The 16584-nt window shown below is 38.0% G+C and carries 17 protein-coding genes; 12 read left to right on the top strand and 5 right to left on the bottom strand.

All coding sequences use genetic code 11. From position 1 onward, the window contains the following. The first annotated feature begins 184 nt into the window (after positions 1-184). From QZ138_RS09880 to QZ138_RS09910, 7 genes are all read left to right on the top strand, one after another. Positions 185-1327 (top strand): transposase, encoded by a 1143-nt coding sequence (locus QZ138_RS09880; RefSeq protein WP_292888871.1) that lies wholly within the window; start codon positions 185-187, stop codon positions 1325-1327. A 376-nt stretch (positions 1328-1703) separates the two neighbouring features. Beyond that, on the top strand, positions 1704-2333 hold the full coding sequence (locus tag QZ138_RS09885) for a cobalt-precorrin-8 methylmutase (RefSeq protein ID WP_292888872.1): 630 nt from the start codon (positions 1704-1706) through the stop codon (positions 2331-2333). 9 nt (positions 2334-2342) lie between these two features. Continuing rightward, entirely contained in the window at positions 2343-3617 is a 1275-nt protein-coding gene (gene hemL / locus QZ138_RS09890; protein WP_292888873.1) for a glutamate-1-semialdehyde 2,1-aminomutase, read from the top strand. A 5-nt stretch (positions 3618-3622) separates the two neighbouring features. Then, entirely contained in the window at positions 3623-4009 is a 387-nt protein-coding gene (locus QZ138_RS09895) for a signal peptidase I (protein WP_292888874.1), read from the top strand. A 30-nt stretch (positions 4010-4039) separates the two neighbouring features. Then, positions 4040-5740, top strand: coding sequence for an arginine--tRNA ligase (gene argS / locus QZ138_RS09900; RefSeq protein ID WP_292888875.1), 1701 nt, complete (start codon positions 4040-4042; stop codon positions 5738-5740). A gap of 272 nt (positions 5741-6012) precedes the next feature. Next, complete coding sequence (locus tag QZ138_RS09905) at positions 6013-7032, top strand: XRE family transcriptional regulator (RefSeq protein WP_292600316.1); 1020 nt, start codon at positions 6013-6015, stop codon at positions 7030-7032. Between the two features lie 14 nt (positions 7033-7046). Beyond that, positions 7047-7385 carry a hypothetical protein gene (locus tag QZ138_RS09910; protein ID WP_292888876.1) on the top strand — a complete coding sequence of 113 codons (339 nt, stop codon included), beginning with the start codon at positions 7047-7049 and terminating at the stop codon, positions 7383-7385. 282 nt (positions 7386-7667) lie between these two features. Here the strand turns inward: QZ138_RS09910 and QZ138_RS09915 are convergent, their stop codons facing one another. The 3 genes from QZ138_RS09915 to QZ138_RS09925 form a co-directional block, all read right to left on the bottom strand. Beyond that, on the bottom strand, positions 7668-8201 hold the full coding sequence (locus QZ138_RS09915) for a nitroreductase (RefSeq protein ID WP_292888877.1): 534 nt from the start codon (positions 8199-8201) through the stop codon (positions 7668-7670). A gap of 26 nt (positions 8202-8227) precedes the next feature. Further along, entirely contained in the window at positions 8228-9616 is a 1389-nt protein-coding gene (locus QZ138_RS09920) for an MATE family efflux transporter (RefSeq protein ID WP_292888878.1), read from the bottom strand. Between the two features lie 124 nt (positions 9617-9740). Next, entirely contained in the window at positions 9741-10391 is a 651-nt protein-coding gene (locus QZ138_RS09925) for an Ig-like domain-containing protein (protein WP_292888879.1), read from the bottom strand. Positions 10392-10602: 211 nt separating this feature from the next. On the opposite strand from QZ138_RS09925, the gene purD reads away from it, so the two are divergent. After that, entirely contained in the window at positions 10603-11913 is a 1311-nt protein-coding gene (gene purD / locus QZ138_RS09930; RefSeq protein WP_292888880.1) for a phosphoribosylamine--glycine ligase, read from the top strand. Between the two features lie 86 nt (positions 11914-11999). Beyond that, complete coding sequence (argF, locus tag QZ138_RS09935; RefSeq protein ID WP_292888881.1) at positions 12000-12908, top strand: ornithine carbamoyltransferase; 909 nt, start codon at positions 12000-12002, stop codon at positions 12906-12908. On the opposite strand, the gene QZ138_RS09940 is transcribed toward argF, so the two are convergent. Next, positions 12905-13150 carry a zinc ribbon domain-containing protein gene (locus QZ138_RS09940; protein WP_292888882.1) on the bottom strand — a complete coding sequence of 82 codons (246 nt, stop codon included), beginning with the start codon at positions 13148-13150 and terminating at the stop codon, positions 12905-12907. The genes argF and QZ138_RS09940 overlap by 4 nt on opposite strands. After that, positions 13140-13472 carry a DUF2085 domain-containing protein gene (locus QZ138_RS09945; protein ID WP_292600331.1) on the bottom strand — a complete coding sequence of 111 codons (333 nt, stop codon included), beginning with the start codon at positions 13470-13472 and terminating at the stop codon, positions 13140-13142. Before QZ138_RS09945 ends, QZ138_RS09940 begins: the two co-directional genes overlap by 11 nt. 88 nt (positions 13473-13560) lie before the next feature. Here QZ138_RS09945 and QZ138_RS09950 point away from each other — a divergent pair, with 88 nt between their 5' ends. Genes QZ138_RS09950 through QZ138_RS09960 form a run of 3 tightly spaced genes read left to right on the top strand, consistent with a single transcriptional unit; the run spans position 13561 to position 16272 of the window. Beyond that, positions 13561-15255: an acetolactate synthase large subunit gene (locus tag QZ138_RS09950; RefSeq protein ID WP_292888883.1), complete on the top strand. Its 1695-nt coding sequence runs from the start codon at positions 13561-13563 to the stop codon at positions 15253-15255. Further along, positions 15256-15741: an acetolactate synthase small subunit gene (ilvN, locus tag QZ138_RS09955; protein ID WP_292888884.1), complete on the top strand. Its 486-nt coding sequence runs from the start codon at positions 15256-15258 to the stop codon at positions 15739-15741. It abuts the gene before it with no gap. Between the two features lie 3 nt (positions 15742-15744). Next, positions 15745-16272, top strand: coding sequence for a carbonic anhydrase (locus QZ138_RS09960; protein WP_292888885.1), 528 nt, complete (start codon positions 15745-15747; stop codon positions 16270-16272). Positions 16273-16584: the final 312 nt, after the last annotated feature.

The raw sequence follows: 16584 nt of genomic DNA on the forward strand, positions 1-16584 counted from the left end.
TTGGGTTTTATTTTGTTAAATATTTGATTTTTGTTTGTTTTTTTATTTGGTGTTTGTGTTCAGTATACTTTTTTTTGGAAGGGATTAGTTTTCAAATGCTCTTGGTGAAGGTTTATATACTATTACATATGATATAGTAGCATATCAATTGAAAAAAAATTATGATGTGAGGTTGATTTTTTTTATGTCTGATGAGATGGATTTGGTTGGTTTGGTTGTTAGGCTGTATCCTACGCCGGAGCAGGAAGAGATTATTAAGCAGAATATTGGCAATGCCCGTTTTGTTTGGAATAATCTTTTAGACGCTCAAAATCAAATGGAAGCACTTTTCCAAGGCACACAATACATCCCATATCCAAACTACATAACATTCAACAGATATCTAAACATCATGAAAGAGACCTATTCTTTCCTGGAGGAATCCGAATCCAGCTCGCTGCAGCAGGTATGCCGTGATCTGGGAAAAGCATACAGAAAAAACCGAAAAGAAAAACGAGTGGGAAAACCAAAATACAAAAGCAAAAAAAATCCAAAAGACGCCTGCAGAATCCAACAAAACAACAACAACATCAAAATACACAAAAACACAGTCAAAATACCCACCATCGACGAAAAAATACACTACAGAACCAGCAAAGAATATAAAAAACTCCTAAAAGAAAATAAAATCAACCACGTAACACTAAAATACCACAACGGCATATACTCTGCATCATTCAATACAAAAATCCACAAAGACATTTACAAAAAGACAAATGAACACGTTGGTATTGATTTGGGCATGAAAACACTAGCAACACTAAGCACAGGTTTAAAGATAGCCAATGTAGACCTGACTTACGTAGAATCCATGATAAAAAAATACCAAAAGCAAATGAGCAGAAGAGAGCCGGGAAGTAACCGATACTACAAATCTCAAAAAAGATACTGGAACTGGGTCAACACTAAAAACAACAAAATCAAAGACGCATACCACAAATTCACACACTTCCTAGTAAAAAAATACGACCTAATATGCATGGAAGACCTAAACATAGAGGGTATGCGAAAAAACGGAAAATTATCCACTAAACTCCAGAGAATCGCATGGGGTAAAATCCTTCGTTTAATAAAAGACAAATGCAGAAGACATGGAAAAGCCCTGCAGCAGGTGGGCCGTTTTTTCCCGTCATCCCAGATTTGCCACAAATGTGGGTACCGGTACACCAACCTAAAAATCGGACAAGAGAAGTGGAACTGCCCTAATTGCCACACTGTCAATGATAGGGACATTAACGCCGCAATTAATATTTTAAATGAGGGTGAACGGTTATTTAATCAATTGTGAACCTCTGGTGCGGGGGGGATAGCACGGTAATCCTATACTTCGGTATATCAGCCCGTGAAGTAAGAATCCTCGACTTCTCCAAAGTCGAGGTAGTTCAAAAAATATAATTAAGTTTATATAGGATTTGATTCATAGTATTAGATAGAGTTTTAAAGTCCATTTAGGATTTTTAATTCTAAACTTCACGATTTAATCGAAGTTCTTTTCAATATCTAACGGTCATGTTGTGGGAGATACCTCCTGCAATATAGATATTGATTCTTGTTTTAACATCATCTCTAATTTTTTTAGAATTCCTCTCACTTTTAATTCTAATTTGAAATTAATTTTAATCACAACAAAATATTTAACATATATTTAATACAAATCTTACATTATGACAGACAAAATGTTCATGGGTGCATCAACTAAACAAGGTTTGGATATTGCAAACAAAAGTCGTGAAATTATCCGTGGCCTTATTGGTGAAGATGTCAAAGATTTACAACCTATAGAAAGAGACATCGTTGAGAGAATCGTTCACTCAACTGCAGATCCCGAGTATGCAAAATTGGTGAAAATCAGTCCCGATTTTGTAGATGCAGCTATGGCTTCCCTTAAAAATAATGAGACCATTTTAACCGATATCAACATGGTCAGATACGGTATCACAAGATATGAAGGGGAAGTTGAGTGTTACATCAAAAACGAAGAAGTAGTCAAAATCGCAAAGGAAAATCAGATTACAAGAGCGGCGGCTGCCATGAGGTATGCGGCTTTAAATGATTTTGAAGGAATCGTCGTTTCAGGTAACGCTCCAACCGCTGTTTTTGAAGCTATGGATTTATATTCCAAAGGCGAAATGAATCTTAAGGCAATTGTCGGAGTTCCTGTTGGTTTTGTAGGTGCTGCTGATTCAAAAGAAGCTCTGCATAACTCAGATATTCCAAATATCATCGTTGAAGGGCCAAAAGGTGGAACACCGATTGCTGTAGCATGTGTAAACTCATTAATACAACATTTGTAGCGTGATAAAATGTATTCAGAAGAATTGTTCAATGAATCAAAAAAATATTTCCCTGGTGGGGTAAACTCTCCGGTCAGAGCTTTCAAACCTTATCCGTTTTTCGTTAAAAGCGCTGGAGGATCTAAACTTACAGATGAGGATGGTCAGACCTACATTGACTATTGTCTGGCTTATGGACCTTTGATATTGGGCCATGCCAATCCAAAAGTCGTAAGGGAAGTTTCCAACCAATTGACCATTGGTACCGCTTACGGCACACCTACAGAAAACGAAATCAAATTGGCAAAAGAGGTTATTGAGAGAATTCCTTGTGCTGAAATGGTAAGGTTCTGTAACAGTGGTACAGAAGCCACAATGAGTGCAATCAGGCTTGCAAGAGGCTTTACCGGCAGGGACAAGATAGTCAAATTTGAAGGCGCATATCATGGGGCACATGATTATGTGTTGGTTAAAGGCGGTTCCGGAGCAGCAACATTGCCTGACTCCCCAGGCATACCTGAAGACACCACCAAAAACACTTTATCAGTCCCGTTCAATGATGAGGAAGCTTTGATTGAGCTAATCGAAAAAGAGGGGGAAAACATTGCCTGTATTATTATGGAAGTTGTCATGGGCAATGTCGGTTGTATTGAACCTAAACCTGGGTTTTTAGAGTTTATCAGAAAAATAACTGAAGAAAATAATATCATTTTAATATTTGACGAAGTAATCACCGGTTTTAGAGCATCCCGTGGCGGGGCACAGCAATATTATGGCGTCACTCCCGACCTGACCACATTAGGTAAGATTGTCGGTGGAGGCCTTCCGATGGGAGCATTCTGCGGTAAAAGAGAAATCATGGAATTGATTGCGCCACAGGGTCCAGTCTATCAGGCAGGAACATTTTCCGGAAACCCTGTTTCTGTCCAGGCGGGACTTTCCACCATGGCCCAATTGGATGATGCGTTCTATAAGGAGCTTGAAAGAAAAGGAAACTTCCTTAGAGGAAATATCGCATCCATCATTGATGAGCAGGGGTATAACATCCAGCCGGTCGGACTTGCTTCAATGTTTCAGATTTATTTCAATCCTGTTCCGGTTAACAATTATGCCGATGCACAGGAATCTGACAGGAAGAAATTCCTCAGATACTTTAAAACTTTATTGAAGGAAGGTGTTTTCATACCGCCTTCACAGTTTGAATGTAATTTCATTTCAAACGCCCATAGTATGGAAGATTTACAGAAGACTTCCGATGCCATTGAATTGGCTCTGGAAGCTGCATTTAAAAAAAGAAGAAGGTAATTTAAATGGAAATTGATTATAAAGAAATTCTATCATATGCAATAATTCTTATAATTGTTTTAATTGCCGCTCAACACCTGAATGTTGTTGTTTCAGGAAGTATGGAACCTGCATTCTACAGGGGAGACATTGTAGTTGTCGAAAAGGCAAATTTCTTCGGCATCCATGAATTTGACCCTAACAGCGTTGAAGTTGGTGATGTTGTTGTTTATAATGCCGCATGGTATGACCAGCCGGTGATTCATAGAATTATTAATATTACGGATATCAACGGAAGTACGATGTATGTCATTAAGGGGGACAATAATGACCGGCCCGACCCTTATTATGTCAAACCAAGTCAAATTCAGGAAAAGGTCGTTACACTTGGGGATAATNNTCCCTCTGGTTAAGAGGTTTATGATTGTTATTTAGGTGAGTTAATGTATTTTGAAATTGAAAAACAAGCTATTGATGCCATCAACAAGGCATTGGATCAATATGATGTAGAGATTGACAGGAATTTTAAGTTGGAGTTTCCTCCTAATCCGAAATTGGGGGATCTTGCAAGTACCATTGCATTTGAGCTTACTAAGAAGTTGAGAACTTCACCTCCTGAAGTAGCTGCAGGTTTGGTTGAAAAGATTGAAGTTCCTGAAATATTCTCTAAAGTTCAAAACTTCGGACCATACGTCAATTTCTTCATTGATTATGAAGTGTTTTCAAGAATGCTGCTGGAAAAGGTGGATGACAGTTATGGTCAGCTTCCGGCTACCGGCGAAAAAATCGTTTTGGAACATACTTCAGCTAATCCGAATGGCCCATTGCACATTGGCCATATCAGAAACTCCATTTTCGGAGATTCCCTTTCAAGACTTTTAAGATTGGCCGGAAGGGATGTAACAACCCAATATTATGTGAATGATATGGGAAGACAGATTGCAATCATCGTTTGCGGCATAACTGAGCTCGGATTAAAGATTGAAGACTATGAAGGAGAAAAAGTTGACCACAAAGTCGGAAAGCTATACTTTGATGCCAACAAGGCTGTCGAAGAAGATGAAAATTTGGCAATCAAGGTAGATGAACTGATTCAAAAATATGAAGAAGGTTCCGACGATGAATTAAATGCAATATTCGAGCAAGTAGTTTCAACTTGTATCTCTGGAATGAAGGAATCACTTCAAAGAATGAATATAAATCATGATGATTTTGTATGGGAAGGACAGTTTGTAAGAAGCGGTGAAGTCGATGAGCTTGTCCACTATATTCAAAGGGAAGGTTTCACCCGTGAGGATGATGTCCTCTACATTGACCTGACTGACTTCAACATCGAAAAGGAGTTCGTCTTGAGACGTTCCAACGGCACTTCACTGTATTCCACAAGGGATTTGGCTTACCACAAATACAAGGCCACCCTGGGAGATACTGTGCTTGACATTTTAGGTTCAGACCACAAGTTGGCGGCTGAACAGATCAGAATAATATTCGAGGAAATATTCAGGCAAGCTCCTCCTGAAGTGATCTTTTATGAATTCATCTCACTTCCTGAAGGTTCAATGTCAACCCGTAGGGGCAAATTCGTTTCCGTTGATGAGCTCATTGATGAGGCAGTATCAAGGGCAACCGATGAGATTAAATCAAGAAACCCTGACTTGACCGATGAGGAAATTGCACCGATGGCCGAGGAGATTGGTGTTGGAGCCATAAGATTCTTCATTGCCAGGTTGTCCCCTGAAAAACACTTGATTTTCAAATGGGATCAGGCATTAAGCTTTGAAAGGGGTTGCGCTTCAATCCAATACGCTCATGCAAGGGCATGCAAGCTGCTTGCAAGATCAGGCAAGGATGTCAGTTCCTTGAAAGTCGATGATGACTGGACTCCTGATGATGCGGAACAGGATTTGATTAGGCAAATCGCCAAGTTCCCGCAGGTTGTTGAAGACTGTGCAAACAAAAAGAGAGTTCACAATATCACACAGTACTGTCATGATTTGGCAGGATCATTCAACAAGTTCTACAAGTCAGAACAGGTAATTGGTTCTGATGTTGAAGATACAAGATTGATTTTGGTTGACAGGGCCAAGACAACCATTAAAAACGCTTTAGATATTTTGGGTGTTTCAGCACCTGAAAAAATGTAGATGAGTTGTTGACTCATCTTTAATTTCTTTTTTGTAATATTGGTCTTTTTTAGTTATTTTTATTTGTTTCATTCGGTTTTTTGATATTTTAAGTTTAAAACCTTTAAAAATTAGTTTTTTTTTAATTTCTAAAATTAATTTTTTTATTTTAAATTAATTGGAGTAGTTCATTATCATTTATTTTAATATTTTCTTAAATTGACCTTAAAAATTAAGAAAATTTTAAATATATTGATGACAAAAAATATATACAATTGAAAAGGTGATTATTCATGACAACTATTGGAGCTAAATTAAAAAAATTAAGAGAGGAAAATGGATATTCACAGAGACAAATTGCGGAGTATCTTGAAATAGACCAAAGCAACCTTTCAAAAATAGAAAATGATAAGAGAAAATTAAATTTAGTAGTATTGGATAAAATTTGTTACTTGTATAATTGTACTCCAAATTATCTGTTGGGAAAAACGGATGAATATCATAAACCTAAAATTTCTTTTAAATCCGGTCGAGATGTGGATTTGTCTGTGATTGCTAAAATCAATCAACTTTCATATCATTTAAGTGTTTTAAGGAGAAAGGAAGCTAAAAATTATAAAATTAATAGACCTAAATTGACTATTAATTTAAAACGACAGTGGGGTATTGATGAATATTGCCCGATTAATGTCTTAACTTTAATTCAACAGAAAATCCCAAATTTGACAATCTCTTTTTTTCCAATGAAAAGCAGTGTTAGTGGTTGTTGTTTTAAGAATAATATCGATTCAATAATTTTAGTTAATTCAATTCACTCTAAAGGGCGTCAAAATTTTACATTGGCCCATGAATTATATCATTTATTGGATGATGATGAAAATTTTTTCATTTGTTCAGAGGGTTTTAATGAAGATGTTGAAAGAAAAGCCGATGAGTTTGCATCTAATTTTTTAATGGGCGAGCTTGCTTTAAATGATTTCATAGAATCTAATAACATTGAATGCTGGACAATTGAGGATGTTGTTAAATGTGAACAATATTTTGGCCTTAGCCATACTGATTTCATTCGCAGGTTGTATCGCGATGAATTAATTGATGGGTCTCAATTTGCCGAATTTTCATTTGATATTATTAAACAAGCTGCAAATTTAGGTTATGATACTTCATTGTATTGTCCTCCTAAAGATAGGGAGTATCTTTCTGTAGGACACATGATTCCCCTTTCAAATAACGCATATGAAAATAAATTAATTTCTAAAGGCAGAAGAAAAGATATTCTACTTGATCTTTTCAGGGATGAAATTGCATATTAATGCTGAGGTGACTTATGTCCAACAAACCTATTTTCTATGATTCAGATGTATTAATATGTTTTTTAGAAATAGATGAGCAGAAAATTCTAAAAAAATTGTTTTCTAAGGTTATAGTTCCGGAAATAGTCTATGTGGAATTGAATAGAAAGAATTCTCCTCAAAATGTTAAGGATAACTTAAAAGTATTAATTGGTGAGGGATTTGTTGAAATTGAAAAAATCGAATTTGCAACTCCTGAATATTATGACTATACATGCATGATTGAAGGTTACTGGACAAATGACCAACCTATAGGATTTGGTGAAGCTGCTACTATAGCCCTAGCCATTAAACATTTTTGGTATTGTAGCTAGTAATAATCTATCAGATATCGATGATTTAACTAGATTGGAAGAAATACCAATTTTAACATTTTCTATGATTATGTCTTTTTGCTTTGAATTAAATTTAATGTCTAAAAAGGAAATAGAATTAGTTTGGCAAAGAATTCTCAAAGAGACTAACCAAACATTACCCACAAAAACATTCAATGAATATTACAGTGACTTGTTTGAGGATGACTGTAGCGACTTATTGAAAAGCTACAATTTCAAAAAACATTATATTAATTCCAAAAAAGGAAAAAAAGCGAAGATTCAATCCACATAGAGAATGTAATCCTCTTTTCTAGGCAAAGGCTCAGGCGCTTCCATGTCAGGATATCCTAACACTACATGGCCTATTCCCTCATAGGTTTCAGGAATTCCCCATTCTTTTAAAAGCTCTTTTCCTTTTTCACTTTGAAATTCATCATAGGCCCTATGAATCCAGCATGATCCGACACCTACTGCATGTGCAGCGTTTACAAGCACTGTCAATACGCTTGAACCGTCCTCTCTCCATGTTGGAATTTCACCGTCAGCCAAAACAATCAGCAATGTCTTTGCACCATAGAAGGGGTCCATGTCATCCGGAACATCCACTGGAAAGAAGCTTCTGTTCCATGCTGACAGTTCCTTGATGGTCTCGGGGTTTTGTATTACAACAATTTTCGGTGACTGCAGGCCCCTTGCGGTTGGGGCGTATGTTCCCGCTTCAAGAATGGTCTTCAGCTCTTCGTCGGAGATCTGTTCGTCCTTGAATTTTCTGATGCTTCTTCTTGTCTTTAGGTTTTCGATAGTTTCGTTCATATTAACTCCTCACTATTTTTTAATAATTAAATTGAGCTTTTTGCCTCATTTTGTTGGTCCCAACTCCTAATTAGCCTGTTGATGTACAGTTCGATGCATGCATAACATATCAGTGACCCTATTCCTCCTCCTAAAAGCATTCCGTAATAGATTCCGGTTTCTCCCATATTGAAGACGAATCCCAAAAGATATGCGAATATCAGCACCAATATGAATTCCCTGAATGTTGTCAGAACAAATGATATGGTCCCTTTGCCGACTCCCTGAAACACATTACCCGCACTTGCCCCGAAGGGAACATACAGGATAAACATGCACATTATCTGCAGGAAACTAGCTATTGAAGGCGCCAAATCGGCACTGCTTTCAGAATACGAGAAAATGAATGCAATTTGATTTGCAAATACATATAGGATGATGCACACTATTATCGAAGCTATCAGTGCCACTTTAACGGCATATCTTGCGGTCACTCTCAGGTTTTCATATTTCCTGGACCCGAATGCCACTCCGGCCACTGATATTGCCGCCGTTCCAACTCCTATTGCCGGAAGCATTCCGATGTTGACTATTCTCCAGCCTGCCGTATAAACCGCTACCGCCATAGGTCCGGACACTATTGTCAGCATATAGTTTACAAAGATTGTCAAAACTGAAAGCACCAGTTGCTCAAGGCTCGCCGGAATTCCAACCACCAGTATGTCCTTGTACATTTTAAGGTCATTGTGGAAGTCTTTCCTGTTGTATGAAAGGTATGTGTCCTTTTTGACAAATATCCAGTAAAACATCACAAGCAGGCTTATGAATGGTCCCAGAGCTGTTGCCCATGCGGCTCCTGCGATTCCCATATTGAATGTGTAGATGAAAATCGGGTCTAGAATCATGTTTATTATTGCGGCTATAGCTATTGGTATTGTTGCCCTTTTTATGTCTCCTTCCGCCCTGAATGCTCCTCCGACAATTGGCGGCATAAGAAGGCCAAATGTCCAGGCAAATATGATCAGTCCATATTCCATTGCATAGTCTATTACGGGTGTTGCTCCCATCAAAATGAGCAGTGGCTTGAGAAAGACCGTGAAAAGTATTGTAATGATAATTGACGCTACCGCACTTAAAATCAGATTGTGTATTGCGGCGTTGTTTGCCGAATGCTTGTCCTCGGCTCCGATGTATCTTGAAATTACTGAATTTCCGCCGGCTCCAAGGCCGTTTCCAAACCCGACCATTATCAGGAATAATGGTGTGGTATATCCAAGTGCGGCCAGAGGTTCTGCACCGAGTCCGGCCACCCAAATGCTGTCGATGATGTTGTTTGCAAATATCAAAAACATGCTTGCTATAATGGGCAGTGATAATTTGTTGATGGCCTTTTTTGGATCTCCCGTTATCATTTCAATGTTTTCATTCTTTTCCATTGTATGTCCTCTTGCATATGCAATTATACTTTTGTATATGCAAGTGTTGGTATTTTAAAGTAATGGTGGAGAAATAATTTTAAAAAAATAAGAAAATAAGTATTGAAAAATACTTATTTTAAGTTTATTGTAAGTTACCGTCTTCGTCAATCATGTCAGGATTGTTGTATCTTTCTCTGAGCTCATATATGCTGGCTCCAGAATCCTGACCGCCGATAACCTTACCGTTTGAATCATAGTACACGTTCAGGTCAGCATCGTAATATGACTGGGAGGATGATCCTGAACTTTCTGCTGAACTTGAAGAGGAACTGCCATTATTATTGTACATTACGGTATTTGCAGTTGAATTTTCAGAAACAGTTTCTTTAGCATCTGAAGTACCGTCTTCAATAGTTATTGTTTGTTTTGCAGTGCATGCATTGTATTTGCTGTTTCCATCAAAGCTGACTGTTACTGTGTATTTTCCTGCATTTTCACCACTTATGGTGAGATATCCTTTACCGTTTTGGTCTGTATTGATTGTATAATTCTGGACATTTCCGGAACCGTCATCATATGAAATTGTAACGGTTTGACCTGCGATTACGGCACCTTGTGCATCTTTAAGTTCGAATTGTACTTGGTCTCCATTTTTTAAGGTTGTTTGGCTTAAAAAATTGATTTGTGTGTTGATTTTACCATCTGGGGCGTGGTGGTGTTGGGAGAATACAAAAGCACCGACAACTGCGATGATGATAATAATCAATATTGCAATAATTATATTTTTGTTCATTTGAATCACCGACTAATTATAAATATCATTGAGGACTTTATTATGGGTTTTGTCCGATTTTAGGTATGAATTTAAATCTATATGAAGTTAATCGAATGCAAGTGCTTGCTTTCTATCCGATGGAGGCACAATTGATTTTTAGCTATCTTTTCGATTTTGAAATAATTTAAATATTTTTAGGAATATAGTTTATATAAAGGAGAATTTTATCATGAAAGTTTTAGTTGTTGGAACCGGTGCCCGTGAACATGCTATCGCTGACGCCCTCAAGGATGATGTGGAATTATATGTTTACATGAGTAAAGTTAACCCTGGAATGAGTAAGATTGCCGAGTTTAAGCAAGGAGATGAAGGGGAAGTCGAAAAGGTTGCCGAATATGCGGTCGAAAATGACATTGACATTGCATTCATCGGCCCTGAATCTCCGCTTGGAAAAGGTATCGTCGACGAACTTAACAAAAACGGAATAAAATGTGTCGGACCTACCCAAAGTGCCGCAAGAATTGAAACCGACAAGTCATTTATGAGAAAACTCTTTGAAGACTACAAAATCGAAGGATCACTGGTCTACAAAGTCTTTGACAACTCAGATGACGTATCCGCATTTTTGGATGAGTTTGACCGTGACGTTGTAGTGAAACCTGTCGGATTGACAGGAGGTAAGGGAGTAAAAATTGTCGGCGACCACTTAAAGGACAATGAAGAGGCAAAAGAATACTCATGTGAAGTTATTGACAATGTTATGGGCGGATTTGCCCAGGTAATTATTGAAGAGAGATTGATTGGTGAGGAATTTACCATCCAGGCATTCTGTGACGGTGAAAATTTAGCTCCAATGCCTGCAGCTCAGGACCATCCTCATGCATTCGAAGGCGATGTCGGTGCAATCACCGGTGGAATGGGATCATATTCTGATGTTGGAGGATTGCTGCCGTTCTTAAGCCAGGAAGATTACGATAAGGCTGTAGATATAATGAAAGCTACTCTTAAGGCCATTGCTGAAGAGGCAGAACCATACAAAGGTATCCTCTATGGCCAGTTCATGCTTACCGCTGACGGACCTAAACTGATTGAATACAATGCAAGATTCGGAGATCCTGAAGCTATGAACGTATTGCCTCTTTTGAAAACCCCATTGGCAGATGTCTGTCAGGCCATTGTTGACGGTAATCTCAATGAGGTTGAATTCGAAGACAAGGCCAGCGTGTGCAAATACATCGTGCCTGACGGATATCCTGAAACAAAATATGCTGGAGAACTGATTGAAGTGGATGAAGAGGCCATTGAGGATATGGGCGCTAAGGTATTTTATGCGGCAGTGTCCGAGGAAGATGACGGAATTCACCTGTCAGGTTCAAGGGCATTGGGTATTGTGGCCAGCGGCGAATCTATCGAAGAGGCTGAAAAGATAGCTGAAAAGGCATGCGAGTTTGTTAAAGGTAATGTTTACCACAGAAGGGATGTCGGTACAGCAGACCTTGTAAACAAACGTGTTGAACACATGAAAGAAATTTTAAACTAAAATTTCTTTTTCTTTTTTTTCATAGAAACATTTAATATATATATTCTACAAATATCTTTTTTTCTACTAATTTAAGGGGAATTTGTATGAATAGTTTGTTGTCAATAACAGACATTAAGGATGATGTTAAGTATATTTTAGATTTGGCTATTAAAATCAAAGCGGGTGAGATGGAAGATAAGCCTCTTGAAGGCAAGACTTTGGCAATGATTTTTCAAAAGTCATCAACCCGTACAAGGGTTTCTTTTGACGTTGGAATGTATCAGCTTGGCGGAAGAGCAATCTTTTTGTCTTCCAATGACTTGCAGATGGGTAGAGGCGAACCGATTTCAGATACCGCTAAGGTTTTAAGCCGCTTCGTTGACGGAATAATGATAAGGGCTATCAAACATTCCGATGTTGTGGAGCTGGCCAAACACTCTGATGTGCCCGTCATCAATGGATTAACCGATTTGGAACACCCTTGCCAGGCCCTTGCCGATGTTTTGACAATCAAGGAACATTTGGGTGGCTGGGAAGGTAAAAAGATTTGTTTTGTCGGTGATGGCAATAATGTATCCAATTCCCTTTTATTGATCGCTCCCCTTTTGGGAATGGACATGTCTGTGGCCTGTCCTAAAGGCTATGAACCGTGCGAAGATATTTTAAAGACCGCCCTTGAATATGCAGATGAAAATAATACTGAAATAACAATAACTGATGATATCGGTTTTGCATTGCAGAATGTTGATGCGGTTTTCACCGATGTCTGGGTAAGTATGGGTGATGAGGCCGAAAAGGCCAAAAGAGAAATTGATTTTGCGCCATTCCAAGTTAATTCTGATTTAATGAGCCTAGCTAATGATGAAGCTATTTTCCTGCATTGTCTGCCTGCCGTCAGAGGTCAGGAAGTGTCTGCTGAGGTCATTGACGGACCTCAATCAGTGGTTTTTGATGAGGCTGAAAACAGGATGCACGCTCAAAAGGCTGTTTTATACTATTATATGAAAGATTAAAAGCGGAATATCGCTCCAAGAATCGCAAATACAATAAATACGGCAACAATGCATATGCAGCAGCTTGTCCAGTCGTTGCCCTTGCCGGAAGATGTTTCTGTTGATGTGCCTTGCTCATGTGTATGTACAGTTTTTTCAATCACTTCTGCTTTTTTAACTTCTTCTTCTTTTAGTCTTTCACCGCAATTTCTACAGAAAACTGCATTGTCTGGATTTTCTTCACCGCATTTTCTACAAAACATTAAAAATCCACCTTATTATTATTTTTAAAAAGATTATAAGGCCTATACCGCCGATAAATCCTGTAATAAATCTTAAATTGTTTGTGCTTTCTCTCGGTCCAAAATATTGTGTCAAACCGTCAATTGCTGCAGGCATCATAAGAATCATTGAAATGAACAGCATTTTCATGTCATATGGGTGCCTGTAAAAGAAGTTCACGATTAGATAGACAACCAAACCGGTGTAAAAGCCGGTGCATCTTGCGCAAACGGGGAATTGGTGGCCTTTGATGAAGAAACTTCTCTCGGGTTTTCTGTGACATAAATATTTTGTTAAATTCATAAGTCTACACAGTTAATATCATTAAGATAATTATATATATTTTTGTATTCATAAGTTATTGTATAATATATGAAAAAAGGTTTTTACAATGAGAGGCGGAGAAGCGATAATAGAATCCCTCAAAAATATGGGGGTCAAAACAATTTTTGGTTATCCTGGCGGACAGACCATACCATTCTATGACATGTTATATGATGCGGATATGGATCATATACTGGTTAGACACGAACAGGCTGCTGCTCATGCGGCTGACGGTTATGCAAGGGCATCCGGTCGTGTAGGAGTGTGTTTGGCAACTTCAGGTCCTGGAGCAACCAATCTTGTAACTGGTATAGGAACAGCTTACATGGATTCTTCTCCAATTGTGGCAATTACAGGTCAAGTTCCTACTCATTTAATCGGAAATGATGCATTCCAAGAGGCAGACATTATTGGAATAACAATGCCTATAACCAAACATAGCTACCAACCTAAAGACCCGGATTTAATTCCTTCTATGATTAAATCAAGTTTTGAAATTGCTTCAACTGGAAGGCCAGGCCCTGTTTTGATAGACGTTCCAAAAGAGGTACAGGAAGGAGAATTGACAGAATTCAGGGACGATTTAATCCAGACACCTGGATACAATCCGACAGTTAAGGGCAACATCAAGCAAATCAAGAAGGCATTTGACTTAATTAAGGAATCTAAAAGACCAATGATTTTGGCTGGTGCCGGTGTCATCATAGCTAACGCATGCTGCGAGTTAAAGAAATTGGCTGAAACCATCAACGCTCCTGTCATGACTTCACTTTTAGGAAAAGGCGCCTTTGATGAAACTGATGATTTGGCATTGGGAATGCTTGGTATGCATGGAAGAAAAGTTTCAAACGATTACATTAACGAATCAGATTTATTGATTGCTATCGGTATAAGGTTTTCAGACAGAACCACCGGAAGACTGGACAGTTTTGTGCCAGACACTAAAGTCATTCACATTGACATTGACCCTGCTGAAATAGGCAAGAACGTTGACGTTGACTTGCCAATCGTTGGAGATGCCAAAAATATTTTAGAATCATTAAATAAAGTATTGGACGGGTATGCTCCATCAAATGATGTAAATGATTGGACAAATATGATTAAGGCAAAAAAACAGGAATTGCTTCCACGTGTAAGTTATGATGATGTGCCTTTAAAACCTCAAACTGTCATTAAGGAAATTGCAGAGGCATTGACACCTGAAGCAATATTGACTACTGATGTGGGTCAAAACCAGATGTGGGCGGCCCATTTCTTTGACACTCAAAAGCCTCGCAAGTTCATATCATCAGGAGGTCTTGGAACAATGGGATTCGGATTCCCTGCAGCTATTGGAGCCAAAGTTGCCTGTCCTGATAATCCCGTCGTATCAATTAATGGTGATGGAGGATTCCTTATGGTCTGTCAGGAATTGGCTACCGTTCGTGAATATGATTTGCCGGTCATTGCTGTTGTTCTTGAAAACAGGACCCTAGGAATGGTATACCAATGGCAAAGCTTATTATATAATAATAGACATTCTCAAACCTTGTTGGGCAATAGTCCCGATTTTGTAAAGCTTGCAGAAAGTTTTGGAGTAAATGCAGTTAGAATTACAGAACCTGGCGAGACCAAAGAAGCTTTATCAAGTGCAATAAAGGATAATGAACCGATCTTATTGAATGTTGTCATAGACTCTGAGGAAGCGCTGCCAATGCTTCCGCCTGGAGCTGGAATTAATGAGATGATTGGTGAATATAAGCTTGAAAAGGATGTGATTTAAATGGATTCAGAGTATCACGTTATATCAACACTCGTTGAAGATAAACCTGGGGTTTTGCAGAAAGTGGCCGGAATGTTCAATAGAAGAGGATTCAACATTGACAGCATAACCGTCGGAAGTTCAGAAGTGGAAGGACAATCCCGTATGGTCATTTCAGTGCACGCCGATAAAAAAGGTTTGGAGCAAGTTACAAAGCAACTAAATAAATTAGTTGATGTTATCAAGATTAAAGATATCACTAAAACTGCCGTTAAAAGGGAATTATGCCTTGTAAAGGTAAATATTCCCAATGCTAAGGCAAGAGCAGAAATAATGCAATATTCAAATATCTTCAGGGCACATATTCTGGATGTCACAGAGCAGACATTAATGATTGAGCTGACTGGAGATAAGAAAAAGATTAATGCATTCATATCTTTAGTAGAAAGCTATGGAATAAAAAGAATAGCCCGTACTGGCCTTACAGCTATGTCAAGGGGAGTATAAATTATGACTATTTTAGAAGACGTATTAAAAGACAATAAGGAATTTGTAGATAACTTTGAAGGCGAAGAAATGTCTCACCATGCCGCTAAGAAATTAGCTATCTTAACCTGTATGGACTGCAGACTAATAGACTTTTTCGAACCTGCACTCGGTCTTAAAAGAGGAGATGCAAAAATCGTCAGAAACGCAGGAAACTCAATTGTAGGAGAAGATGCTATCAGATCAATTGGTGCAGCTTTATACAACCTTGGTGCTGAAGAAGTAATGGTTGTAGGCCACACTGAATGTGGTATGGCTGGTGCAGATGCAGAAGCATTGAAAGAAAAAATGCTTGCACGCGGAATCAAAGAGGAAGACATTGCAAAATATGATCTTGCTGAATGGATTGGAGGATTTGAATCCGAAGAGGAAAACGTTAAAAACGTTGTTGAAAAAATCAAAAACCACCCATTAATCCCAGATGTGCCGGTACATGGTCTTATCATTGATATTGTCACTGGTGAGTTGAAAGTTTTAGTAGATGGTTACTAATCACCATCTATTCCATTATTTTTTTCAATAATTCTTTTATTTCTCATTTTTTTAATTTATTCGACTTTTTTTGTAGTAATGAGAAATTTTGACATTTTAGACTATTAGATAGAAAATTAGCAGAATTTTGAAAATAAGATACGTCTAAAAATTTTACAGATTCAAAAAAATAGAAAAAATAAGGAAAATAATCCTTATTTTTTAACTTTAACGGTTCTTTTTACAGTGTGTTTGAGGTAGGTTACTTGGTATTTGATTTTTTTGCCAACTTTGAGTTTTTTCAAGATGGATTTTTTAATGGTTACTTTTGCA

It is taken from the genome of Methanobrevibacter sp. UBA212 (assembly GCF_905233225.1).
GTDB lineage: Archaea > Methanobacteriota > Methanobacteria > Methanobacteriales > Methanobacteriaceae > Methanocatella.